Origin of the sequence: Caenimonas sp. SL110, from assembly GCF_001044395.1 — a bacterium.
GTDB lineage: Bacteria > Pseudomonadota > Gammaproteobacteria > Burkholderiales > Burkholderiaceae_C > Ramlibacter.
In genome coordinates, this window is record NZ_JANU01000004.1 from 88,390 (window position 1) to 111,059 (window position 22,670).

The following is a 22,670-nucleotide window of genomic DNA, read 5'->3' on the forward strand; positions in this document are numbered from 1 at the left end:
CCGCTTGCCGCCGGGAGACAAAGCACGTGAATGAAGTCATGGCGATCTGGGCCGACTGGCTCAGGCCCTCTGCGGGACTGCCAACGGTGCAGTGGTCCATCCTGCTGGCGGTGGCGGCCCTGGTCGGGCATCTGTTGCAGCGACACACCGGCCTGCCCAAGGTGGTCGGCTATTCGATGGTCGGCGCGATCGCGGGCCTGGCCGGCTTCTCGGGTGCGGCGTGGCCGTTGCAGGGGACGGCGCTCTTCCTGCTCGAGCTGGGCGTGTCGGTGGTGCTGTTCGAGGCCGGCGGGCGCATTGCGCTGCGCTGGTTCCGGCACAACCCGATGGTGCTGCTGCAAAGCGTCGCGGAGTCCGCGCTCACTGCGCTGTTCGTGTATCACGCGCTGCGCTGGTTCGATGTGCGACCGATGGTGGCCGAAGCCGTCGGCCTGATTGCGATGGCGGCATCGCCTGCGGTGCTCAGCCGGGTCATCATGGACACACGCGCCTCCGGGCCTGTGACCGAACGCGCGATGGTGCTGGCGACACTCAGCACGCTGTACGCATTGACGTTGGTCAGCGCGCGAACCGGGCTCATGCACCGGCCGCAGGCCGAACTGATGGAGACGCTCTTTCCGGTTGCGGTGGTGCTGGGCGTGTCCTTTGTCGTGGCGGGCATGCTGGCGCTGGCCTTGCGCATGGCGTTGCGCGTCATGAGCCCGACGAGCGAAAACACATCGATGCTGCTGATCGCGCTGATCACGGCGGCGACTGCGCTTGCCGCGCACTTCGGCGGTTCCGCGCCGCTGGCCGCCCTGCTCGGCGGCATCCTGCTCAAGCAGTTGAATCCGCGGCCCTGGGCCTGGCCGCGCCAGCTGGGCACGGCGTCGTCGATGCTGATGATGCTGATGTTCGTGCTGGTGTCGGTGGTTGCTGCCAAGGCGGACTGGAATCCCGCCGTCGCAGGCCTCGTGACAGCCGTCGTGCTCGCGCGCGGCATCGCCAAGGTGCTGGGCGTGGGCGCGGGCAACTGGGGCAGCGGCACGAGCTGGCGCCAGGCGCTGTGGACGGGCTGCGCGATGTCGCCGATGTCATCGGTCGCACTGCTGCTCGTCTCGCAATTCGTCGCATCGTCGATCACGCTGGGGCCGCGCATTGCCAGCATTGCGTTGCCTGCCATCTTGCTGATGGAAGTGCTCGGCGCGATCCTGGCGACCTTTGCGCTGCACCGCGCAGGTGAAACATCAAGGCCGATGTATGTCGAAGGAACCACCGCAGCGGGAGAGCAGCGTGGCTGAATCCATCCTTCTCGAACCCTTCCAGAAGTCCGCCGCGCTCTCGCTGGGTGTCGAGCTGGAGCTGCAACTGGTGAACACGCACGACTACGACCTCGCGCCGTATTCCGACGAGATGCTGCGGCTCATGTCGAAGTACGAACTGCCGGGGTCGGTGGTGCCCGAGATGACATCGAGCATGATCGAAATCTCCACGGGCGTCTGCCATTCGTCCGACCAGGTGCTGGGCCAGTTGTCCGAGATTCGCGATGCACTGATCAAGAGTGCCGATCGCCTCAACATCGCCGTGGTCGGCGGCGGCACGCACCCGTTCCAGCAATGGCATGAACGCCGCATCTACGACAAGCCGCGATTTCGCGAGTTGTCGGATCTGTATGGTTACCTGTCCAAGCAGTTCACCATCTTCGGCCAGCACGTTCACATTGGCTGCCCCGATGCCGACTCGGCGCTGCTCATGCTGCACCGCATGTCGCGCTACATCCCGCACTTCATTGCGCTGTCGGCGTCGTCGCCGTATGTGCAGGGGCAGGACACGCAGTTCGATTCGGCGCGGCTCAATTCGGTGTTCGCATTCCCGATGTCGGGACGCGCGCCTTTCACCTTGAGCTGGGAAGCGTTCGGCCAGTTCTTCGAAAAGACCACGCGCACCGGCGTGGTCAAGAGCATGAAGGATTTTTACTGGGACATTCGCCCCAAACCGGAGTACGGCACGATTGAAATCCGGGTGTTCGATACGCCGCTCACGGTGGAGCGTGCTGCGGGTCTGGCCGGCTTCGTGCAATCACTCGCTTCGTGGTTCATCCACGAGCAGCCGTTCATGCCGCAGGAAGACGACTACATGGTCTACACCTACAACCGCTTCCAGGCATGCCGCTTCGGGCTGGATGCGGTGTATGTCGACCCGACCACCGGCGAGCCCATCGCGCTGCGCGAACACATCCGGCTCACCCTGCGCCAGATCAGCGACCACGCCCGCAAGCTGGGCGCGAGCTACGGCGTGCACATCCTGGGCGAGGACGCGGAACTGGGCACCAACGACGCGCGCTGGCTGCGCGAGACGCAGCAGCGCGAGCGCTTGCTGGCGGAGGTGGTGAGACGCGCGTCGATGCGGTTTCGGGGCAGGGGCTGATGTAAGCTCGCGGGTCAGTCCAATGATGACCCGAGGAGAAACCGCATGCAGATAGGCGTTCCTGCCGAAACGGCAGCAGGCGAGAAGCGTGTTGCAACCGTGCCCGACGTAGTCGAGAAGCTGGTCAAGCTTGGATTCACCGTTGCGGTGCAAAGCGGCGCCGGCGACGCTGCAAACTTTTCGGACGACGCATACGTTGCCGCCGGCGCGCGAATCGAGCCGACCGCTGCTGACCTGTGGGCCACATCCGACATCGTTTTCAAGGTGCGCGCCCCCAGCGCGCACGAAGTGGCGATGATGCGCGAAGGCACCCTGTTGCTCGGCTTTGTGTGGCCCGCCCAGAACCCCGAACTGATGCAGCAGCTCGCCGCCCGAAAGGCCACGGTGCTGGCAATCGACTCGCTGCCGCGCCAGTTGTCGCGCGCCCAGAAGATGGACGCGCTCACCTCGATGGCAGGCATCAGTGGCTATCGCGCGGTGATCGAGGCGGCGCATGCCTTCGGTCGTTTCTTCAATGGCCAGATCACCGCAGCGGGCAAGGTGCCCCCGGCGAAGGTGTTCGTGGCGGGTGCGGGCGTGGCAGGGCTCGCTGCGATTGGCACGGCGGCCAACCTGGGTGCGATTGTTCGCGCCAACGACACACGTGCCGAAGTGGCGGACCAGGTCGTGTCGCTGGGCGGTGAATTCGTCAAGGTCGACTACGAAGAGGAAGGCTCGGGCGGCGGCGGCTACGCCAAGGTCATGAGCGAGGGCTTCCAGCAGGCCCAGCGCGAGATGTACGCGAAGCAGGCCAGGGAGGCCGACATCATCATCACGACAGCCCTCATTCCCGGCAAGCCCGCTCCAAAGCTCATTACCGCCGAGATGGTGCAGTCGATGAAGCCCGGCAGCGTGATCGTGGACATGGCGGCCGAGAACGGCGGCAACTGCGAGCTGACCGAACCCGGGCAAGCCGTGGTCCGGCACGGCGTGACGATCGTCGGCTACACCGATCTGGTGAGCCGCCTTGCCAAGCAATCGTCCACGCTCTACTCGAACAATCTGCTGCGCGTCGCCGAAGAGCTGTGCAAGGCCAAGGACGGCCTGGCAGTCGTGAACATGGAAGACGACGCGATCCGTGGCCTCACGGTGATCAAGGACGGTATCGTCACCTGGCCCGCGCCGCCATTGAAACTGCCGGCCGCGCCGGCAGCCAGGCCGGCCGTGGCGGTTGCTGCAGCCAAGGGCCACGGACATGGCGCCAGCGAGCCGATGGACGGCAAGTCGCTGGCGATGGTGTTCGGGGGCGGCGCGCTGCTGTTCCTGCTGGTTGGCCTGTATGCGCCTGCCAGCTTCCTGTCGCACTTCACGGTCTTCGTGCTGGCCTGCTTCATCGGCTACATGGTGATCTGGAACGTGAAGCCTTCGCTGCACACGCCGCTCATGAGCGTGACCAACGCCATCTCGTCGATCATCGCGCTCGGCGCACTGGTGCAGATCGCGCCACCGCTCACCGGCGTCAATGCTGACCGGCCCTCGCAACTGATCCTCGGCCTGGCCGTCCTGGCGCTTGCGCTGACGGCAGTCAACATGTTCGGCGGCTTCGCGGTCACCCGGCGCATGCTGGCGATGTTCCGCAAGTAAACGCGAAGAGAACAACAACATGACCTCCAGCCTCGCCACCGTCTGCTACATCGCTGCCACCATCCTGTTCATCCTGAGCCTGGGTGGCCTGTCCAACCCGGAGACCGCGCGCCGCGGCAATCTCTTCGGCATGATCGGCATGACGCTTGCCGTCGTCGCCACCGTGCTCGGCCCACGCGTCACGCCCGCGGGCTATGCCTGGATCGTCGGCGCACTGGCTGTCGGCGGCGGTGTGGGCCTCTTCGCTGCGAAGAAGGTGCAGATGACGCAGATGCCCGAGCTGGTTGCGTTGATGCACAGCCTCGTGGGTCTCGCAGCCTGCCTGGTGGGATTTGCCAGTTACATCGACACGTCAATCGAATTCACCGGCGCGGAAAAGGCCATCCACGAGATGGAGATCTACGTCGGCATCCTGATCGGCGCTGTGACCTTTTCCGGCTCGATCGTCGCCTTCGGCAAACTGTCAGGCCGCATCGGCGGCAAGCCGCTGCTGCTGCCGGGACGCCATTTGATGAATCTCGCCGGGCTGCTGGTCGTCATCTGGTTCGCGCGTGAGTTCATGAACGCACCGAACATCCAGGCCGGCATGACGCCGCTCATCGTGATGACGGTGATCGCGCTGCTCTTTGGCGTACATATGGTGATGGCCATCGGCGGCGCGGATATGCCGGTCGTCGTGTCCATGCTCAACAGCTATTCGGGCTGGGCCGCGGCTGCCACCGGCTTCATGCTTTCCAACGACCTGCTGATCGTTGTGGGCGCACTCGTCGGATCGTCTGGCGCGATCCTGTCGTACATCATGTGCAAGGCGATGAATCGCAACTTCTTCAGCGTGATCGCTGGCGGGTTCGGCACGGGCGGCGGAGCGCCTGCCGCAAGCGGCGCGGGTGCGCAGCCCGCGGGTGAGGTGTCGCCCATCAATGCACAGGAAACCGCAGAACTGCTGCGCGATTCGAAGAGCGTGATCATCGTGCCGGGGTATGGCATGGCAGTGGCGCAGGCCCAGCACACGGTCTATGAAATCACGAAGCTCTTGCGCGAGCGCGGCGTCAATGTCCGCTTCGGCATTCACCCGGTCGCGGGCCGCATGCCCGGGCACATGAACGTGTTGCTGGCCGAAGCGAAGGTGCCGTACGACGTCGTGTTCGAGATGGACGAGATCAACGAGGACTTTCCATCGACCGATGTGACCATGGTGATCGGTGCGAATGACATCGTGAACCCTGCCGCGCAGGACGATCCGACAAGTCCGATCGCCGGCATGCCGGTGCTCGAAGTCTGGAAGGCGCGTACGTCGATCGTCATGAAGCGCAGCATGGCTTCGGGCTATGCCGGTGTCGACAATCCGCTGTTCTACAAGGACAACAATCGCATGTTGTTCGGAGACGCCAAGAAAATGCTGGATGAAGTGCTGGCGGCGTTGAAGGGCTGAACAGGCGATACCGGCGCAGCCGCAGCCCTTGCCTGATTGGTAGCGCAGCTCTAGGGAAAACAAGGGGAAACCCGCGCCGGTCGTCATGTGTCGCAGGGGACAATCCGCCAAGCCCCAACGAACGGACGGAGACACACACAAATGAGCGATCTGAGCGCGCGCCCCTGGCTGAGTTCCTATTCCCCCGGCGTCCCTGCGGACATCGACCCCAACCAGTACGTTTCGCTTGTGCAGCTGATGGAAGAGAGCTTCCAGAAGTACGCGAGCCGCCCTGCCTACAGCTTCATGGGCAAGGAAGTTACCTTCGCGCAAACTGACTCGCTCAGCCGCGCGCTGGCTGCCTACCTGCAAGGCCTGGGCCTGGTCAAAGGTGACCGCGTCGCGATCATGATGCCCAATTGCCCGCAGTACCCGGTGGCTGTCGCCGCCATTCTGCGGGCCGGCTTCGTGGTGGTGAATGTGAATCCGCTCTATACCCCGCGTGAACTGGAGCACCAGCTCAAGGACTCGGGCTCCAAGGCGATCGTCATCATCGAGAACTTCGGCAGCACGCTGGAGCAGTGCATCGCCAACACGCCAGTCAAGCACATCGTGCTGGCCGCGATGGGTGACCAGCTCGGCACGCTCAAGGGTGCGCTGGTCAACTATGTGGTGCGCAACGTCAAGAAGATGGTGCCGGCTTTCAACTTGCCCGGCGCGGTGCGTTTCAACGATGCGATTGCGCGTGGCACCAAGGCGCCGTTCAAGAAGCCCGAGATCAAGAGCGACGACATCGCGGTGCTGCAGTACACCGGCGGCACCACCGGCGTCTCCAAGGGCGCTGTGCTCCTGCACAGCAACATCATCGCCAACGTGCTGCAGTCCGAGGCTTTCAACGCGCCGGTGATGCAGAAGGTGCCTGCCAGCGAGCAGCCCACCAGTGTCTGCGCGTTGCCGCTGTATCACATCTTCGCGTTCACGGTCGGCATGATGCTGTCGATGCGGGTCGGCGGCAAGCTGATCCTCATCCCCAATCCACGCGACATGCCCGCCGTTCTCAAGACCTTGTCCAAGGAAACCTTCCACAGCTTCCCGGCGGTCAACACGCTCTTCAACGGCATCGCGAACCACCCAGACTTCGGCACGGTGAACTGGAAGAACCTCAAGGTGTCGCTCGGCGGCGGCATGGCCGTGCAGGGCGCGGTCGCCAAGCAGTGGCTGGAGCAGACGGGCTGCCCGATTTGCGAAGGCTACGGCCTTTCCGAGACCAGCCCCTCGGCCAGCTGCAACCCGACCACCAGCACCGAGTTCACCGGCACCATCGGCGTGCCGCTTCCCAACACGTACTTCAAGCTGCTCGATGACGACGGCCGTGAAGTGCCGATGGGCCAGCCCGGCGAGATCGCGATCAAGGGCCCGCAGGTGATGGCCGGTTACTGGCAGCGTCCCGATGAGACCGCCAAGGTCATGACGCCCGACGGCTTCTTCAAGACCGGCGACATCGGCACGGTGGATGAGCGCGGCTACTACAAGATCGTCGACCGCAAGAAGGACATGGTGCTGGTCAGCGGCTTCAACGTGTATCCGAACGAAGTCGAAGACGTGGTGGCCAAGCTGCCTGGCGTGCTCGAGTGCGCCGTTGTCGGCGTGGTCGATGACAAGACTGGCGAGGCGGTCAAGCTCGTGATCGTCAAGAAGGACCAGGCCCTGACCGAAGCGCAGGTGCGCGAGTATTGCCGCGCCAACCTCACCGGCTACAAGCAGCCCAAGGTCGTCGAGTTCCGCACCGAGCTGCCCAAGACGCCGGTGGGCAAGATCCTTCGCCGCGAATTGCGCGACAAGAAATAGGCATGACGATCGCCATCGTCAGCGCCATGCGCGAGGAGCTGGCGGCGGTGCTGGCGTTGATGCCCGATGAGCACAAGCAGCTTGCGGCAGGGCGCGAATTCTTTGTCGGGCATTTGCACGGGCGCGATGTGGTTGCCGTGCTCTCGCGCATCGGTAAGGTCGCGGCCGCAACCACAGCCAGCGTTCTCATCCAGCAGTTTGGGGTGAAGGCCATCGTGTTTACCGGCGTTGCGGGCGGACTTGCACCGGGCGTCCACGTCGGTGATGTGGTGGTCGCCGATGAGTTCCTGCAGCACGACCTCGATGCCTCACCGATCTTTCCGCGCTACGAAGTGCCGCTCTATGGCGTCAGCCGGTTTGCGACCGACGCCGCGCTCACGGCGCAACTGGCAGCCGCAGCGCAGCGCGCCTTGCCCGGCGTGAAGGTGCATAGAGGGCTTGTGGTGAGCGGCGACCGCTTCGTCTCCACCACGGGCGAGAGCCGCGCGCTCCAGTCGGCCCTGCCCGATGCGCTGGCGGTCGAGATGGAGGGCGCAGCGATCGCGCAGGTGTGCCATGACTTCGGCATTCCTTTTGCGGCGGTGCGGACGATTTCCGACCGCGCGGATGATGCGGCGCACGGCGACTTCCTGAAGTTCATCGAAGAAGTCGCGAGCCGGCATTCGGCTGCCATCGTCCAGGCGCTGCTCGCTGCGCCCGACGATCTTTAAAACGCGCGCGTCAGGCCCAGCGTCCAGTCGGATTCGCCGGGGCCGCGAAGCCGCTGTGCACGGCTGAAATCCAGGGTCCATCCGGGCGCGAGATTGCCACGAACGCCAAGCCGCGCGAACTGCGACAGGTCCTGCGCATAGCGCTCACCGACGAGCCACCAGCCGTCCTTGAATGCCCATTCCGCCGAGACGCCCGAGCGGTTCAGGCGGGGTCCGCGATGCACGAAGTCGCGTCCCATGTTCAGGTGCACATTGATGTCGTCGCGAGCCGCCCAGGTCAGCAGCAGGGAAGCTGTCGTGCCCTGGTAGGACGGACGGGTGTGCGCCGCCGATCCTGCCGTGAGGGACAGGCCCACGTTCAGGTTGTCGCTGACCGCGGTCGCCCACTTGGCCTGCACCTGGTAGCTCGTCTCGCTCACACCGCCTTGCCGTGCATATTCCGCGCCCACACCCAACTCGACTGGCCCGACGCGGCATCCCGCGCCCGCGTGGAGCAGGCGCGAGCCGCCTGAGGCCTTTGAAATCCAGCTTTCGATTTCGCACGACCCTGCATCCAGGATGGCTGCGTCGTCAACCGCGTGATGTCCGCCTGCCGCCTGCGCTGCGGCGCAGCCGATCAGCAGCAGGGTTGCGAGGGTGCAAACGCGCCAGGTGTTGCGGCCGTCGTGCTTCACATCCATCACTTGAGCCAGCCGCGCTTTCGGAAGTACCACATAGGAACCAGCGCGCTGGCCACCATCAGCACCAGCGCAAACGGGTAGCCCCATTCGCGCGACAACTCGGGCATGTGCTGGAAGTTCATGCCGTAGATGCTCGCGATCAGCGTGGGCGGCAGCAATGCAACGCTGGCCACCGAAAAGATCTTGATGATCTTGTTCTGGTTGATGTTGATGAAACCGACGGTCGCATCCATCAGGAAGTTGATCTTGTCGAAGAGAAACGCGGTGTGGTTGTCCAGCGATTCGATGTCGCGCAGAATCTGGCGCGCTTCCTCGAATTGCTCTGCATTGAGCATGCGGCTTCGCATCATGAAGCTGAGCGCTCGGCGCGTGTCCATCACGTTGCGGCGAATGCGGCCGTTCAGGTCTTCCTGCCTGGCAATGGCACCCAGCACCTCGCCGGCCAGCGCATCGGTCACGTCGCCGGACAGCACCTGCTTGCCGACTTTTTCGAGCTCGTCGTAGATGCCCTCCAGCGTGTCGGCTGAATATTCGGCGTCGGCATCGAACAGCTTGAGCAGCACTTCGCGGGCGTCTTCGATGAGCCCAGGTGCACGGCGCGCGCGCAGCCGCAGCAGGCGAAAGACTGGCACGTCCTCATCGTGAATCGAAAAGAGCACGCCCTTGCTGCGCAGCGACTCGTTCATCAGGTTCAGGATGAAGGCGACCCGCACCGTGCGGGGCTGCTCGTCGTCGGCGATCAGGAAGTCGCTGCGAATGTGCAGGTCACCGTTGTCTTCTTCGTAGAAGCGCGCCGATTCCTCGATGTCCTCGTCCATCGCGTCTTCGGGAATGGACAGGCCGAAGTACTGCTTGACCCAGCGCTTTTCTTCGAGCGTGGGTGACTCGAGGTCCACCCAGATCGGCTGGAATTTTGAAAGCTCTTCGAGCGACTCGATCTCTTCCTGGAAGAGCCGGCCGTTGACGAGCGTGAAGATATTGAGCATGAGAACTCGCTCCGTGACGAAATGCTTTGGGGGGCGTTTGGGGCTGGGTGCTTCCAACGCCGCTCACGGACGCTGAAAGCTACCGACTCGGGTAGGTTTCCAAGGAGTTCTCTTTCGAAACTGACGACCGCGCGATTATGCCGTCACGGTATCGATGAACGCCAGCAATTGCGCCTTGCGTGCATAGGCGTCCTGCTCGCCCAGGGCGATCAGTGCCTGCACGAAGCCGGGCTCGAACAGGAGATAGCTCGCAAGCGCCCCGCCGCCGCCTTTCGTCGCACCCAGTCCGCCCAATGCGCGCTGGATCGAAAGCGGCAGTTCATGCGCGTGCGCCTGGGCCAGGGCGTCCAGTGACTGGGTGGGTTGTATCGCCAGCACCTCGACGCTGCGGTAGGGCAGCACGCCCGCCACTTCGCGCGGCAGCTGCTGCAGCGTCTTGGTGACGCGCTGGGCCTGCTCCACATCGGCCTGCAGTGTGTCGTGGAAGACGGATGCCATCGCATGGCCTGCAATGCCGCCGAGCGTCGGCGCGTCCTGCGCCGCGTCGGACCCCACGAGTCCAGAGCGCTGCGGCTGTCCCGCGCCCACCACCAGGATGTGATGCGCGCCCAGGTGCATGGCGGGCGACAGTGGGGACACCTGGCGCATGGATCCGTCGCCAAAGTATTCGCGGCGCCCGTCCACCCACAGCGGCGTCGCAGGAAAGAGGAACGGGATCGCGCTCGATGCCATCAGGTGTTCGATCGTGAGGGGCTGGAACTCGGAGCGGCGGCCGGGGCGGTTCCATCCTTCATGGCGACCGTCCCTTGCGGTGTGACAGAAAGTCCAGTGAACGCCGCTGGAATAGCTCGATGCGGTGATGGCGACCGCATCGACCGCCTTGCTGGTGAGTCCGTCCTCGATGCCGGACAGCGAAATGGCCTTGTGCAGCGTGTCGACCAGCGGCATGTTGTCCAGGATGGCGCCCTGGCTCTTTGCATTTTTCCAGAGGCTCGCGGCTGCGAGGATGCGGCTGAATCGGGCCCAGCGGCTGACCTCCAGTTCATAGACGTCATCCGAGCGCAGGCGCCCCCAGAACTGCGCCAGCTGTTCGAAAGCCGCAAGACCGGCGATGGCCGTGCTCGCCAGGTAGGCGACGTTGATGGCGCCTGCCGAAGTGCCTACCAGCACCTTGAACGGAAACCCGCAGCGCCTGCCCGGCTGCAGCTCGAGCATGGAGCCAAGTGCCCGAAGCACGCCCACCTGGTAGGCCGTTCGCGCGCCTCCGCCCATCAGTACCAGCGCGTGCACAGGCCGGTCCGGCCGGACCAGGCCCGCATGGATGATGGTGCCAAGGCTCATTGGCGTACCTTGCTTGTCTCCTCTTCAGGAGATAGTAGGCTTGCCGGGTCTAGCCTGCAACTTTACGTTTAGGTGCGGCATCGGCGCCGTCGGCGGTGCCGTCGCGCTTGATGACGCTGATCTCGCCGTCGCTCTCCATCACGACCAGCTTGGCGTCTTCTATCTTTTCGAGACCGTGTTCTCGCAGCTTGGCCATGAGCTCATCGACCGTCAGCATCTCGCGCCGCATGTTGCGCCGCAGCATCTTGCCGTCCTGGAGCATCACGATCGGCTTGGCTTCGAGCAGGTCGCGAAGCGGCTTGAAGTGAAATGACAGCGCATCGATGACCCAGTTCCAGCCCGCAATCGTGACCACCAGGATGCAACCTTCCGTGATCGATTCGTAGCCGCCGGCCATCGCGTTTTGCGATGCGTCCGCGATCAGCACCAGCAGCAGCATGTCGGCCACGCCGATCGAGCCCATGTCGCGCCGCAGCACGAAGCGCAGCAGCAGGAACAAAAACCAGTACATCACCGTGCCGCGAACGACCAGTTCCCAGGGGTTGCCGCTGAAAGCGAACAGGTACGAAATGTCAGGCATGTCCGCATTGTGGCCATGCCTGAGCCAGCAGTGGAGACAGCCGCACTACAGCTGAGGCAGGACTGGTCCTACAAATTCGGGCCGACCTGTCCGACACTCCGGCTGAGTCGGCGGTCCTAGATTCAGATTCATACCGGCGCATCCCTGTCCGGCTGAAGGAGTTTTTCATGATCCAGCTAGCGACCGCACCCGATGCAGGCCGAGCCTTTCGCCCCGCAGGCAGCGAGGAAAAAGGCGCAGGACAGGAATTCCAGCGGCGCGGCGGCCATGCGTGGCCGTTCATCAGCCGCAAGTTGGCTCGCCCTCAGCAACCCAGCGACACCAAGGCCACAGCCGCATCCAGCGGCAGCTGAATACGAACTTATTGCATACCGGAGCAAGACCATGAGAGAAGACAAGACATCCAATCGTCACGTCGACACGCCCAGCGACAAGCCTGTTTCGGAGCGCGTCGAGCACGCAAACCTGCGGCGCCCCGGTGCGCAGGCGCATCCCCGCGCAAGCGCCTGGACGCGCCCGGATGCTGCAAGCGCATGGCGCCTGGCCTGACCACAGTTCGTTGTATCTGCCAACCAAGACAAGCGGCCTGCGGGCCGCTTTTTCATTGGCTCTTCCATTGGGACAAAGCGTTTCAGTTGCGACGCCTTCTGATGAGCGAAATGTCGTTGCAATTCATTTTGTTCGGGCGCATAGTGATTTGACCTTCACGAAAAACGCAAATTCCTTTCGCCGGCCATCCGGTAGCACGGACGGCCATTTCAACCAGTGTGAGACAGGAGGTCATTCATGAATTTGACGATCAGCGGGCACCATCTCGAAGTCACTCCGGCGCTTCGAAACTACGTGACCACCAAGCTTGATCGAATCACCCGGCACTTTGAGGTGGATTCCATCCGGGTGCTGCTAACCGTTGAAAAGCAGAAGGAACCCGAACGACGACAGCGCGCTGAATGCATGATTCACGTCAAGGGCAACGACCTGTTTGCCGAGAGTTCGCACCATGACCTTTACGCAGCCTTCGATGAGCTGGTCGACAAGCTCGATCGCCAGGTCGGCCGCCACAAGACTCGCGTGCAGAACCACCACCACGCAGCGCCCAAGCGCGTGATGTAGGCGTGATGTAGTTCAAGCTTGATGAACCCACGCAAGGCGCCCCCAGGGCGCCTTTTGCATTTGTGGCGTTTCCGTGTCATCAATTCAGGCAGCCCGGGCGTTTTGTTGCAGTGCACTGCCCCGGGTGCATAATCGAAAACCCCAACCATGAACCGCCTCGCGTCCATCCTGCCTGCCGCTCAAGTGCTCGTGAGCGTCGATGCCACCAGCAAAAAGCGCGCTTTCGAAGAGGCGGGGCTCCTGTTTGAAAACCTGCATGGTTTGTCTCGCGCCCTCATCACCGACAGCCTGTTTGCGCGTGAGCGCCTGGGCTCGACGGGCCTGGGGCACGGTGTCGCGATTCCCCACGGCCGCATCAAGGGCCTGAAGGCTCCGATGGCCGCGCTGTTCCAGCTGGGACAGCCGATCGGGTTCGACGCGCCGGACGAGCAACCCGTCAATCTCCTGATCTTCCTGCTGGTGCCCGAAGCGGCCACGCAAAAACATCTGGAAATCCTTTCCGAAATCGCGGAACTGCTCAGCGATGCGCCGCTGCGCGAGAAGATCAAGGCCAGCACCGATGCGGCCGAGCTTCACCGCCTGATCGCCACCTGGCAATCCGCGCAGCCCGCCTGACGTTCCGGGTTCAGACGCTTGAAACCCACCGTCGTCAGCGCCGACGTCCTTTTTGAAGACCACCGGGCGCAGCTCAAGTGGGAATGGGTCGCCGGCCTGGGTGCCTCCGAGCGCCGCTTCGATGAAGTCGCCGTGCGCGCCGCGCGCTCGGGCGCAGACCTGGTCGGCTATCTCAATTACATCCACCCCTACCGCGTGCAGATCCTGGGCGAGCGGGAGATCGCGTATCTGACCAACGCCACCGCCGAAGACTGCGCCCGCCGCATCTCGCGCATCGTCACGCTGGAGCCGCCAGTGTTGGTGCTCACTGACAGCAAGGCCGCGCCGGAAGCGCTGCTGTCCATGTGCGAACGGGCGCAGATCCCGATGTTCGCAACGCACGAGCCGTCGGCATTCGTCATCGATGTGCTGCGCGCCTATCTTTCCAAGCACTTTGCCGAACGCACCTCGATGCACGGTGTGTTCATGGACATTCTCGGGCTCGGCGTGCTCATCACTGGCGAATCAGGCCTGGGCAAGAGCGAGCTGGGGCTGGAGCTGATCTCGCGCGGACAGGGACTCGTGGCGGATGACGCGGTGGACCTGTACCGCATCAACCAGACCACCATCGAGGGCCGTTGCCCCGAGTTGCTGCAGAACCTGCTCGAAGTGCGCGGCATCGGCCTGCTCGACATACGCGGGATTTTTGGTGAGACCGCCGTGCGCCGCAAGATGCGCCTGAAACTCATCGTGCACCTGGTGCGGCGCGAAACGCTGGAGCGCGACTACGAGCGGCTTCCCTATGAGCCGCTCACGCAAGACGTGCTGGGCGTGCCGGTGCGCAAGGCAGTCATCCAGGTGGTGGCGGGCCGAAATATCGCGGTGCTGGTCGAAGCGGCCGTGCGCAACACCATCCTGCAATTGCGCGGGGTCGATACCTACCAGGATTTCGTCGAACGGCACCGCCGCGCGATGGAGCAGGGCGGCGGCTAGCGCCGGGACTGCCTGCGGGCCTGGTCCGGTTCAGTCGTCCGTGAGTGGGTTGCCGCGCTCGCTGCCAAAGCGATTTTCGGGCGGACGATTCGGGCAGGGGTTTTTTGTGCAGTGGGCGTAGAGGCTGAGCGCATGCTCGGCAATCTCGAACCCCTTGGCAGTGGCCACCGAGTTCTGCCGCCGCTCGATTTCCGCGTCATAGAACTCCTCGACCCGGCCGCAATCGAGGCACACCAGGTGGTCATGGTGGGTTCCCTCGTTGAGCTCATAAACCGACTTGCCGCTTTCAAAATGGCTGCGGGTCAGGATGCCGGCCTGCTCGAACTGCGTGAGAACGCGGTAAACCGTCGCCAGGCCGATGTCGGAGCGATCCCGGAGCAGGACGCGAAACACGTCCTCGGCGGTCATGTGGCGCTGATTGCCCTTCTGGAACACATCCAGGACTTTCAGTCGAGGCAGGGTGGCCTTCAGGCCCGTACTCTTGAGTTCTTCGATGTTGGCCATGGCTTTTTCCTGCGGCGGCTACAGCGGGCCAGCCGCTACAATCGTTTCGATCATACGCTGACGGTTTCCCATGCCCGCATTCATTTCCCGCACCCCGCGCCTCGCGCTGGCCCTCGTCTGCGCCGGCGCCGCTGCCTCCGGGTGCAGCAGTTTCGACCGCATGAGTTATGGCGTTGCCAACGTCGTCACACCCTATCGCGTTGAAATCGTCCAGGGCAACTTCGTGTCGAAAGAGCAGGCCGCTGCGCTGCGCCCCGGCATGAACCGCCAGCAGGTGCGCGACATCCTGGGCACACCGTTGGTGACCAGCGTCTTCCACGCCAACCGCTGGGACTACGTGTTCACCATCAAGCGCCAGGGCGTTGAGCCCCAGGCTCGCAAGCTCACCGTGTACTTCAAGGGCGACGCGATGGACCGGTTCGAGGGCGACGAGATGCCCAGCGAAGCCGAATTTGTCGCCACCCTGGACAACAAGCGCAAGAACGCGCGCGTGCCGGTCCTGGAAGCGAGCGAAGAGTCGCTGCGCAAGTACGCACCGGCGAACCCGCCTGCGGCCGTCAGCGGTCCGCAAGCGGCGCCGCCTCTGACCGCATACCCCCCACTCGAAGCCCCGACCCGGTAATGACACAGGGCGGGCAAGCACTCCACAAGGTGGCCGTGGCCGGCGCGAGCGGGCGCATGGGCCACATGCTGATCGAGGCCATCCGCAGTTCGGGCGACTGCCAGCTGGCAGGCGCGCTCGATGTGGCTTCCAGTCCTTCGATCGGCAACGATGCGGCTGCATTCCTCGGATTGGCCAGCGGCGTTCCGGTCACTGCCGACATACGCACCGGACTTGCCAACAGCCAGGTGCTGATCGACTTCACGCGTCCCGAGGGCACGCTGGCGCACCTGAAGCTCTGCCGCGAGATGGGCGTCAATGCGGTCATCGGGACGACGGGTTTCGGGCCCGGCCAGAAAGAGATCATTGCCGATGCGGCCCGCGACATCGCCATCGTGATGGCGCCGAACATGAGCGTGGGCGTGAACGTCACGCTCAAGCTGCTCGAAATGGCCGCGAAGTCGCTGGCGACGGGCTATGACATCGAAATCATCGAGGCCCATCATCGCCACAAGGTCGATGCGCCATCGGGCACGGCCCTCAAGATGGGTGAAGTCATCGCCAATGCCATCGGGCGCGACCTTTCCAAGTGCGCGGTGTACGGGCGCGAAGGCGTGACCGGCGAGCGCGACCCCTCCACCATCGGCTTTTCGTCGATTCGCGGCGGCGATGTCGTCGGCGACCACACCGTGCTGTTCGCCGGCACAGGGGAGCGGATCGAGATCACCCACAAATCCGCCAGTCGATCGACCTATGCCGAAGGCAGCCTGCGCGCGGTCCGCTTCCTGGCGGACAAGCGCAAGGGCCTGTTCGACATGTTCGACGTGCTTGGGCTGAAGTAAGCCCTGCACCCGTGCAGTCCATGGGCCCGCAAACCGCATGAATCTCCTCGACCTGGTGCGACAGGGTGATTTCGTTACCCAACTGGTGACGGTGGTCCTGCTGGCCATGTCGGTTGCCAGCTGGGTGGTGATCCTGTGGAAAGGCTGGTTGCTGCGCCGTGCGTCAGTGGACGTGAACCGCAGCATCGCCGCGTTCTGGCAGGCGCGCACCATCGACGATGCGAAGCCGGCAGTCACCGCGTTCGACCGGCAGCAACTGGTGATGCCGCTCATTGCGGCCACCACGGAGCAGGCCCAGGGATCGCTCGCCTCGGCGGGCGACCGGTCGCAGCAACTGACCCGGGTGCTGCGCGATGCATTGCACCGCGTGCTCGACAAACTTCAATTCGGCCAGGTCCTGCTTGCGACCGTGGGCTCCACTGCGCCGTTCGTCGGTTTGCTCGGCACGGTCTGGGGCATCTATCACGCACTGACCGGCATTGCGGCATCGGGACAGATATCCATCGACAAGGTCGCCGGTCCCGTGGGCGAGGCGCTCATCATGACCGCCGCCGGCCTGGCCGTCGCGATCCCTGCCGTGCTGGGCTACAACGTCTACGGCCGGTTCATCGGCCGTATCGAGGCTGACCTCGAAGGCTTCGCGCGCGACCTGCGCGAGCTGTTGACGCACGGAGCCTGACCATGGCATTCGGGCGCCTGGAGCGCACTCAACGCCCCCAGCCGATGAGCGACATCAACATGACGCCGCTGGTGGACGTGATGCTGGTGCTGGTGGTGATCTTCATCCTGACCGCGCCGCTGCTGGCCAGTTCGATCCGCCTGGACCTGCCGCAGACCGAGGGCGCCAAGCCCAATGAAGCGCCACGTTTCGTCACGGTGGTCGTGGACAAGGCTGGTGCTCTCTTCCTGGACGACAAGCCGGTGACCATGGCCGAGCTTGCATCCGGTCTGACCCAGGCCGCCGGCCGCAGCATCGAAACCGAAGTGCAGCTGCGTGCCGACCAGGCCGTGCCGTATGGCCGGGTGGTTGAAGTCATGGGCGCCGCGCAGAAGGCGGGGCTCAACCGCATCGGGTTTGTGGCCGAGCCGACCTCGCCTTCCCGTTAAAGCAACTGCATCGGTAAACGGCAACTGCGGCAACGCAGGGCCGACCGTAAAATGCCCGGACGCCGCGTCTTTGCGCGGCAATCCATTTATGCAAGAGAAATACACCCCTTCGGACGTCGAACGCTCGGCGCAGGCGCACTGGACGGCGCGCGATGCCTATCGCGTGACCGAAGACCTGAGCAAGAAGAAGTTCTACGCGTGTTCCATGCTGCCCTACCCCAGCGGCAAGCTGCACATGGGCCACGTGCGCAACTACACCATCAACGACATGCTCACGCGCTACCTGCGCATGAACGGCTACAACGTGCTGATGCCGATGGGCTGGGACGCGTTCGGCCTGCCGGCAGAGAACGCGGCGATGAAAAACAAGGTGCCACCAGCCAAGTGGACCTACGACAACATCGCCTACATGAAAAAGCAGATGCAGGCGATGGGCCTGGCCATCGACTGGAGCCGTGAGGTCGCCACCTGCGACCCCGACTACTACCGCTGGAACCAGTGGCTGTTCCTGAAGATGCTGAAAAAGGGCATCGCGTACCGCAAGACGCAGGTCGTCAACTGGGACCCGGTCGACCAGACCGTACTGGCCAACGAACAGGTCATCGACGGCAAGGGCTGGCGCACCGGCGCGCCCGTGGAGCGCCGCGAAATTCCGGGCTACTACCTCAAGATCACCGACTACGCAGAAGAGTTGCTCGACCACGTGCAGAACAAGCTGCCCGGCTGGCCCGAACGCGTCAAGCTGATGCAGGAGAACTGGATCGGCAAGAGCGAGGGTGTGCGCTTCTCGTTCACCCACGGCATCCGCGGATTCGACGGGCAGATGATCGGCGACGGGCACCTGTATGTGTTCACGACGCGTGCCGACACCATCATGGGCGTCACCTTCTGCGCCGTTGCGCCCGAGCACCCGCTGGCTGCACATGCCGCGCGCACCAATCAGCGCCTGGCCAACTTCATCGAAGAGTGCAAGCAGGGCGGCACCACGGAGGCCGAACTCGCCGCGCGTGAAAAGGTCGGCATGCCTACCGGGCTCGTGGTGTTCCATCCGCTGACGGGTGAGCCCATCGATGTGTGGGTCGGCAACTACGTGCTCATGGGCTACGGCGATGGCGCGGTGATGGGCGTGCCCGGCCACGACGAGCGCGACTTTGCATTCGCGCGCAAGTACAACCTGCCGATCATGCAGGTGGTGCATGTGGACGGCGAACACTACGACTACAAGGTCTGGCACGACTGGTACGCGGACAAGGACCGTGGCGTCACCGTCAACTCAGACATCTTCAGCGGCTTCTCGTACAAGGATGCGGTCAATGCCGTTGCGCACGCCCTGGAGCAAAAGGGCCTGGGCGGCAAGAAGACGACCTGGCGCCTGCGCGACTGGGGCATCAGCCGCCAGCGCTACTGGGGCACGCCGATTCCCATCATCCACTGCGACGAGCATGGTGCGGTGCCCGTCCCCGAGGACGACTTGCCGGTGGTATTGCCGCAAGACTGCGTGCCCGATGGTTCGGGCAACCCGCTGAACAAGCGCGAAGATTTCCTGGCGTGCCAGTGCCCCGTCTGCGGCAAGCCCGCACGCCGCGAGACCGACACGATGGACACGTTCGTTGATTCGTCGTGGTACTTCATGCGCTACTGCGACCCCAAGAACGACAAGGCCATGGTCGCGGCAGGCGCGGACTACTGGATGCCGATGGACCAGTACATCGGCGGCATCGAACACGCCATCCTGCATCTGCTCTACGCGCGTTTCTGGACCAAGGTCATGCGCGATTTCGGCCTGGTGAAGGCCGACGAGCCGTTCACCAAGCTGCTCACGCAAGGCATGGTGCTCAACGAGGCGTTCTCGCGTACCGGCGAGAAGGCCGGCAAGCAGTACTACTGGGCGCACGACCTGGACATCGAACGCGACGAACACGCCAAGGTGATCTCGGCCAAGGCGAAGGATGACGGCCTGCCCGTGACGTATGAGGGCTGGACCACGATGTCCAAGTCCAAGAGCAACGGCGTCGATCCGCAGGACATCATCGAGAAATACGGCGCCGACACGGCACGGCTGTACACCATGTTCACCGCGCCGCCCGAGGCGACGCTCGAATGGAACGACGCCGCGCTGGAAGGCTCGTTCCGCTTCCTGCGCCGCGTGTGGAACTTTGGCCACAAGATGGCCGCGCAAGCGTCGCACGGCGCAGCTGCGAACTACGGCAAGCAGGCCAAGGCCCTGCGCCTCGAAGTGCACACGCTGCTCAAGCAGGTGGACTATGACTACCACCGCATGCAATACAACACGGTGGTATCGGGCGCGATGAAGCTGCTCAACGCGCTGGAAGATTTCAAGGGCGGCGCCGAGGCGAACTCGGATGCCGCTGTGCGCGAATGCTTTGGCATCCTGCTGCGCGTGATGTATCCGGTGACGCCCCACATCGCGCAGGAGTTGTGGCGCGAACTGGGTTACGCGCAGCAATCAGGCGAGCTGCTCGATGCGCCTTGGCCCAAGGTCGATGAATCGGCGTTGGTGCAGGACGAAATTGAACTGGTGCTCCAGGTCAACGGCAAGCATCGCGGCTCGGTCCGTGTGCCCGCCGGTGCGACGAAGGAAGAGATCGAGCAACTCGCGGTGGCGAGCGAAGATTTCGGCAAGCACGCGGGTGGCACGGCAGGTGCGTCAGTCAAGAAAGTGATCGTGGTCCCGGGCCGCCTCGTCAACGTGGTGGTTGCATGAATATGGCCCCCACGCTTGTCACTTCGTGTACTGCGCTGACCCCCGCGCTTGCCGCTCGCCGTGCTGTCTTGATTGGCGGAGTGCTCGGTCTCACCGGCTGCGGCTTCAAGCTGCGGCAAGCACCGAACTTCGTGTTCAGCTCGATCTACATCGCTGTCGCGCGAGGCTCGGCCCTGGGCAACGAACTCAAGCGCAGCATGGCTTCGGGCGGCACCATCACGGTGTTGCCGGAAACCGCTTCGCCACAAACGGCGCAGGTGATCCTCGATGTGCTGGCCGACCAGCGCGAAAAGGTCGTCGTCGGCCTGAATGCAACCGGGCAGGTGCGTGAGTTCCAGTTGCGCATCCGGTTCAAGTTCCGCCTGCGCACACCGCAAGGCAAGGAACTGATCCCCGAGACCGAACTGCTGCAGCAGCGCGACATCAGCTTCAACGAATCGGCGGTGCTCGCCAAGGAAGCCGAAGAAGGCCTTCTCTACCGCGACATGCAGACCGACATCGTGCAGCAGCTGATGCGGCGGCTTGCTGCCGTGAAGTCGCTCTAGGCCCGCGTTTGCCGATGCAGCTCGATCGCGCGGACCTCAAGCTGCTCGATCTGCTGCAGCGCGATGGGCGCACCACGGTGCAGGCCCTCTCCGAAGCGATCCACCTCTCGGCACGCGCAACGCTCAATCGCGTGCGCAAGCTGGAGGCCGCAGGCGTCATCGAAGGCTATCGAACACTCATCAGCCGCTCGGCGCTGGGCGAGCAGATCTGCGTGTTCGCGGAAATCGCGCTCAAGGACCAGCGGCAAGCGGCCATCCAGCGCTTTGAAAAGCGGATGGCGCAGACCACCGAAGTGGTGGCCTGCTACATCGTGAGCGGCCGCTACGACTACCTCGTGCGCATCGCCTGCCCGCACCTGGAGCAGTACCACCGGCTCATTAACGACTGGCTCGACGATGCGTCGCTGGGCATCGAGAAGATCGTGACCAACATCGAGCTGCAGACCATCAAGGAATTCACGGGCTTCCCGATTCCGAAGGCTGGAAGCAAGCCGGCACGCGGCTAGAGCGCCGTCCTACACCGCTTCCGAAACGGAAGTGAAACTGCAGCACGGCAGCGGTTAGCGGCGTTGACTCCACGCCGATTGACGTTGCCGGAATCGCACCCCGTCCTAGACTTGTTTCATCTGATGGAGCAAGAGTCATGGACCACACAAGCAACAACGCGACCCGGGAATTCATTGGCAAGGAAGCGCGCTTTGGCGCACGAAACTACGCGCCGATCGGCGTCGTCGTCGATCATGCGAAGGATTGCATCATCTACGACGTCGAGGGGCGAGAGTACATCGACATGATGAGTGCGTATTCCGCAGTCAGTCACGGCCACCTGCATCCGCGCATCGTCGCCGCCGCACACCGCCAGCTCGAAAAAGTCGCCGTCACATCGCGCGCTTATCACGGCACTGCGCTGGGCCCCTTTCTCGAAAAACTCTGCACCATGTCCGGCTTCGAGCGCGCACTGCCGATGACCACTGGCGCGGAGGGCGTCGAAACCGCCATCAAGTGCGCGCGGCGCTGGGGCTATCGCGTCAAGGGCATTGCCGACGGCCAGGCCGAGATCCTCGTCGCGCGCGGCAACTTTCACGGCCGCACCAGCACCATCATCGGGTTCTCGACCGAAGACGACTATCGCGACGGCTTCGGTCCCTTCAGTGGCGGGTTCAAGCACTTTGACTTCGGCGACATGGCCGGTGTGCGAGCCGCGACCACGGCCAATACGTGTGCCGTGCTGATTGAGCCGGTGCAGGGTGAAGCCGGCGTGGTGGTGCCACCGCGCGGCTTCTTCAAGCAGCTGCGCCAATGGTGCGACGAGAACAACATCCTGCTGATCGCCGACGAGATCCAGTCGGGTCTGGGCCGCACCGGCAAACTCTTTGCGTACGAACACGAGGGCATCCGTCCCGATGCGCTGATCCTGGGCAAGGCCCTGGGCGGCGGCGTCATGCCTGTGAGCGCATTCCTTGCCGATGCGAAGGTGATGGACGTGTTCAGCCCTGGCAGCCACGGCTCGACCTTCGGTGGCAATGCGCTCGCAGCTGCGGTTGGCCTGGAAGCACTCAAGGTGCTCGAAGACGAGAAGCTTGTCGAACGCAGCGCGCGTCTGGGTGAGCAGCTCAAATCCGGGCTCGTCGACGTGATGGAAGACAGCCGCGGGCTGATTCGCGATGTGCGGGGGCGCGGCCTGTGGGTGGGCGTGGACCTGAACCCCGACATGGCGAGTGGCCGCGAAATGATCGAACGGCTGGCCGCGCGCGGTGTGCTGTCCAAGGACACGCACGAAACGGTGATCCGCTTCGCGCCGCCGCTCACCATCTCTGAACACCTGATCGAAGTCGCCATCGGCATCTTCCGCCAGGTGGTGATGGAAAAGTGCATGGAGCTGGGCCTGGTCTCCGGTGCATCGATGGAAGTGGCGCGAAAGATCGACCGGATGCTGCAGGACGAGGAAGAGGTGGACCGGGTCTCGGCCTGAACGGCTGTCATGCCGGACTCAAAGTGGCTGTCATGCCGGACCACGATCCGGCATCCACCGCGAAGCGGCGACTGCGCCTGATCACAGAT

At 63.8% G+C, this 22,670-nt stretch carries 24 protein-coding genes; 19 read left to right on the forward strand and 5 right to left on the reverse strand.

All coding sequences use genetic code 11. From position 1 onward, the window contains the following. Positions 1-26: 26 nt before the first annotated feature. The 6 genes from AQ12_RS02825 to AQ12_RS02850 all read left to right on the forward strand — a co-directional run bounded on the left by AQ12_RS02825 (position 27) and on the right by AQ12_RS02850 (position 7,998). Entirely contained in the window at positions 27-1,280 is a 1,254-nt protein-coding gene (locus tag AQ12_RS02825) for a cation:proton antiporter (RefSeq protein ID WP_048438338.1), read from the forward strand. A 4-nt stretch (positions 1,281-1,284) separates the two neighbouring features. Then, entirely contained in the window at positions 1,285-2,406 is a 1,122-nt protein-coding gene (locus AQ12_RS02830) for a YbdK family carboxylate-amine ligase (protein WP_048438423.1), read from the forward strand. A 45-nt stretch (positions 2,407-2,451) separates the two neighbouring features. Next, positions 2,452-4,029: a Re/Si-specific NAD(P)(+) transhydrogenase subunit alpha gene (locus AQ12_RS02835; protein ID WP_048438339.1), complete on the forward strand. Its 1,578-nt coding sequence runs from the start codon at positions 2,452-2,454 to the stop codon at positions 4,027-4,029. Between the two features lie 19 nt (positions 4,030-4,048). Beyond that, complete coding sequence (pntB, locus tag AQ12_RS02840; RefSeq protein ID WP_048438340.1) at positions 4,049-5,461, forward strand: Re/Si-specific NAD(P)(+) transhydrogenase subunit beta; 1,413 nt, start codon at positions 4,049-4,051, stop codon at positions 5,459-5,461. A gap of 150 nt (positions 5,462-5,611) precedes the next feature. Further along, positions 5,612-7,288, forward strand: a complete 1,677-nt coding sequence (locus AQ12_RS02845; protein WP_048438424.1) for a long-chain-fatty-acid--CoA ligase — start codon at positions 5,612-5,614, stop codon at positions 7,286-7,288. Positions 7,289-7,290: 2 nt separating this feature from the next. Continuing rightward, positions 7,291-7,998: a 5'-methylthioadenosine/adenosylhomocysteine nucleosidase gene (locus tag AQ12_RS02850; protein ID WP_048438341.1), complete on the forward strand. Its 708-nt coding sequence runs from the start codon at positions 7,291-7,293 to the stop codon at positions 7,996-7,998. Here the strand turns inward: AQ12_RS02850 and AQ12_RS02855 are convergent. The 4 genes from AQ12_RS02855 to AQ12_RS02870 all read right to left on the reverse strand — a co-directional run bounded on the left by AQ12_RS02855 (position 7,995) and on the right by AQ12_RS02870 (position 11,585). Next, positions 7,995-8,678 (reverse strand): hypothetical protein, encoded by a 684-nt coding sequence (locus AQ12_RS02855; RefSeq protein ID WP_048438342.1) that lies wholly within the window; start codon positions 8,676-8,678, stop codon positions 7,995-7,997. The genes AQ12_RS02850 and AQ12_RS02855 overlap by 4 nt on opposite strands. Continuing rightward, positions 8,678-9,664, reverse strand: a complete 987-nt coding sequence (corA, locus tag AQ12_RS02860; RefSeq protein ID WP_048438343.1) for a magnesium/cobalt transporter CorA — start codon at positions 9,662-9,664, stop codon at positions 8,678-8,680. The genes AQ12_RS02855 and corA overlap by 1 nt, the downstream gene beginning before the upstream one ends. Before the next feature lie 135 nt (positions 9,665-9,799). Further along, complete coding sequence (locus AQ12_RS02865) at positions 9,800-11,005, reverse strand: patatin-like phospholipase family protein (protein ID WP_048438344.1); 1,206 nt, start codon at positions 11,003-11,005, stop codon at positions 9,800-9,802. 49 nt (positions 11,006-11,054) lie between these two features. Then, a complete protein-coding gene (locus AQ12_RS02870) occupies positions 11,055-11,585 on the reverse strand; it encodes a DUF421 domain-containing protein (RefSeq protein ID WP_048438345.1) in 531 nt (176 codons plus the stop codon). A gap of 167 nt (positions 11,586-11,752) precedes the next feature. On the opposite strand from AQ12_RS02870, the gene AQ12_RS02875 reads away from it, so the two are divergent. From AQ12_RS02875 to hprK, 5 genes are all read left to right on the forward strand, one after another. Continuing rightward, positions 11,753-11,938, forward strand: coding sequence for a hypothetical protein (locus AQ12_RS02875; RefSeq protein ID WP_048438346.1), 186 nt, complete (start codon positions 11,753-11,755; stop codon positions 11,936-11,938). Between the two features lie 31 nt (positions 11,939-11,969). Continuing rightward, positions 11,970-12,134 (forward strand): hypothetical protein, encoded by a 165-nt coding sequence (locus AQ12_RS22930; RefSeq protein WP_161798977.1) that lies wholly within the window; start codon positions 11,970-11,972, stop codon positions 12,132-12,134. 237 nt (positions 12,135-12,371) lie between these two features. Further along, complete coding sequence (gene hpf, locus AQ12_RS02880; RefSeq protein WP_048438347.1) at positions 12,372-12,698, forward strand: ribosome hibernation-promoting factor, HPF/YfiA family; 327 nt, start codon at positions 12,372-12,374, stop codon at positions 12,696-12,698. A gap of 147 nt (positions 12,699-12,845) precedes the next feature. Then, entirely contained in the window at positions 12,846-13,313 is a 468-nt protein-coding gene (locus AQ12_RS02885; protein ID WP_048438348.1) for a PTS sugar transporter subunit IIA, read from the forward strand. A gap of 18 nt (positions 13,314-13,331) precedes the next feature. After that, entirely contained in the window at positions 13,332-14,285 is a 954-nt protein-coding gene (gene hprK / locus AQ12_RS02890) for an HPr(Ser) kinase/phosphatase (protein WP_048438349.1), read from the forward strand. A gap of 30 nt (positions 14,286-14,315) precedes the next feature. On the opposite strand, the gene fur is transcribed toward hprK, so the two are convergent. After that, positions 14,316-14,789, reverse strand: a complete 474-nt coding sequence (fur, locus tag AQ12_RS02895) for a ferric iron uptake transcriptional regulator (protein ID WP_048438350.1) — start codon at positions 14,787-14,789, stop codon at positions 14,316-14,318. Between the two features lie 70 nt (positions 14,790-14,859). Between fur and AQ12_RS02900 the strand changes: the two genes are divergently transcribed. The 8 genes from AQ12_RS02900 to rocD all read left to right on the forward strand — a co-directional run bounded on the left by AQ12_RS02900 (position 14,860) and on the right by rocD (position 22,581). Then, positions 14,860-15,411, forward strand: coding sequence for an outer membrane protein assembly factor BamE (locus AQ12_RS02900; protein WP_048438351.1), 552 nt, complete (start codon positions 14,860-14,862; stop codon positions 15,409-15,411). Continuing rightward, the gene (gene dapB / locus AQ12_RS02905) at positions 15,411-16,232 is read left to right on the forward strand and encodes a 4-hydroxy-tetrahydrodipicolinate reductase (protein ID WP_082151380.1); all 822 of its coding nucleotides are present in this window, start codon (positions 15,411-15,413) and stop codon (positions 16,230-16,232) included. Before AQ12_RS02900 ends, dapB begins: the two co-directional genes overlap by 1 nt. A 37-nt stretch (positions 16,233-16,269) precedes the next feature. Further along, positions 16,270-16,911 carry a MotA/TolQ/ExbB proton channel family protein gene (locus AQ12_RS02910; protein ID WP_048438352.1) on the forward strand — a complete coding sequence of 214 codons (642 nt, stop codon included), beginning with the start codon at positions 16,270-16,272 and terminating at the stop codon, positions 16,909-16,911. A gap of 2 nt (positions 16,912-16,913) precedes the next feature. Next, complete coding sequence (locus AQ12_RS02915; protein WP_048438353.1) at positions 16,914-17,339, forward strand: biopolymer transporter ExbD; 426 nt, start codon at positions 16,914-16,916, stop codon at positions 17,337-17,339. An 88-nt stretch (positions 17,340-17,427) separates the two neighbouring features. Then, positions 17,428-20,064, forward strand: coding sequence for a leucine--tRNA ligase (gene leuS / locus AQ12_RS02920; RefSeq protein ID WP_048438354.1), 2,637 nt, complete (start codon positions 17,428-17,430; stop codon positions 20,062-20,064). Continuing rightward, positions 20,061-20,609: an LPS assembly lipoprotein LptE gene (gene lptE, locus AQ12_RS02925; protein ID WP_082151381.1), complete on the forward strand. Its 549-nt coding sequence runs from the start codon at positions 20,061-20,063 to the stop codon at positions 20,607-20,609. Before leuS ends, lptE begins: the two co-directional genes overlap by 4 nt. Positions 20,610-20,623: 14 nt before the next feature. Then, positions 20,624-21,115, forward strand: a complete 492-nt coding sequence (locus AQ12_RS02930) for an Lrp/AsnC family transcriptional regulator (protein WP_048438355.1) — start codon at positions 20,624-20,626, stop codon at positions 21,113-21,115. A 137-nt stretch (positions 21,116-21,252) separates the two neighbouring features. Next, on the forward strand, positions 21,253-22,581 hold the full coding sequence (rocD, locus tag AQ12_RS02935; protein WP_082151382.1) for an ornithine--oxo-acid transaminase: 1,329 nt from the start codon (positions 21,253-21,255) through the stop codon (positions 22,579-22,581). Positions 22,582-22,670: the final 89 nt, after the last annotated feature.

Bases quoted from the DNA above. Each gene is read 5' to 3' on its own strand.
- AQ12_RS02835 (WP_048438339.1), top strand. From the start codon at position 2,452: ATGCAGATAGGCGTTCCTGCCGAAACGGCAGCAGGCGAGAAGCGTGTT.
- pntB (WP_048438340.1), top strand. From the start codon at position 4,049: ATGACCTCCAGCCTCGCCACCGTCTGCTACATCGCTGCCACCATCCTG.
- AQ12_RS02850 (WP_048438341.1), top strand. From the start codon at position 7,291: ATGACGATCGCCATCGTCAGCGCCATGCGCGAGGAGCTGGCGGCGGTG.
- AQ12_RS02855 (WP_048438342.1), bottom strand. From the start codon at position 8,678: ATGGATGTGAAGCACGACGGCCGCAACACCTGGCGCGTTTGCACCCTC.
- corA (WP_048438343.1), bottom strand. From the start codon at position 9,664: ATGCTCAATATCTTCACGCTCGTCAACGGCCGGCTCTTCCAGGAAGAG.
- AQ12_RS02865 (WP_048438344.1), bottom strand. From the start codon at position 11,005: ATGAGCCTTGGCACCATCATCCATGCGGGCCTGGTCCGGCCGGACCGG.
- AQ12_RS02870 (WP_048438345.1), bottom strand. From the start codon at position 11,585: ATGCCTGACATTTCGTACCTGTTCGCTTTCAGCGGCAACCCCTGGGAA.
- AQ12_RS02875 (WP_048438346.1), top strand. From the start codon at position 11,753: ATGATCCAGCTAGCGACCGCACCCGATGCAGGCCGAGCCTTTCGCCCC.
- AQ12_RS22930 (WP_161798977.1), top strand. From the start codon at position 11,970: ATGAGAGAAGACAAGACATCCAATCGTCACGTCGACACGCCCAGCGAC.
- hpf (WP_048438347.1), top strand. From the start codon at position 12,372: ATGAATTTGACGATCAGCGGGCACCATCTCGAAGTCACTCCGGCGCTT.
- AQ12_RS02885 (WP_048438348.1), top strand. From the start codon at position 12,846: ATGAACCGCCTCGCGTCCATCCTGCCTGCCGCTCAAGTGCTCGTGAGC.
- fur (WP_048438350.1), bottom strand. From the start codon at position 14,789: ATGGCCAACATCGAAGAACTCAAGAGTACGGGCCTGAAGGCCACCCTG.
- AQ12_RS02900 (WP_048438351.1), top strand. From the start codon at position 14,860: ATGCCCGCATTCATTTCCCGCACCCCGCGCCTCGCGCTGGCCCTCGTC.
- dapB (WP_082151380.1), top strand. From the start codon at position 15,411: ATGACACAGGGCGGGCAAGCACTCCACAAGGTGGCCGTGGCCGGCGCG.
- AQ12_RS02910 (WP_048438352.1), top strand. From the start codon at position 16,270: ATGAATCTCCTCGACCTGGTGCGACAGGGTGATTTCGTTACCCAACTG.
- AQ12_RS02915 (WP_048438353.1), top strand. From the start codon at position 16,914: ATGGCATTCGGGCGCCTGGAGCGCACTCAACGCCCCCAGCCGATGAGC.
- leuS (WP_048438354.1), top strand. From the start codon at position 17,428: ATGCAAGAGAAATACACCCCTTCGGACGTCGAACGCTCGGCGCAGGCG.
- lptE (WP_082151381.1), top strand. From the start codon at position 20,061: ATGAATATGGCCCCCACGCTTGTCACTTCGTGTACTGCGCTGACCCCC.
- AQ12_RS02930 (WP_048438355.1), top strand. From the start codon at position 20,624: ATGCAGCTCGATCGCGCGGACCTCAAGCTGCTCGATCTGCTGCAGCGC.
- rocD (WP_082151382.1), top strand. From the start codon at position 21,253: ATGGACCACACAAGCAACAACGCGACCCGGGAATTCATTGGCAAGGAA.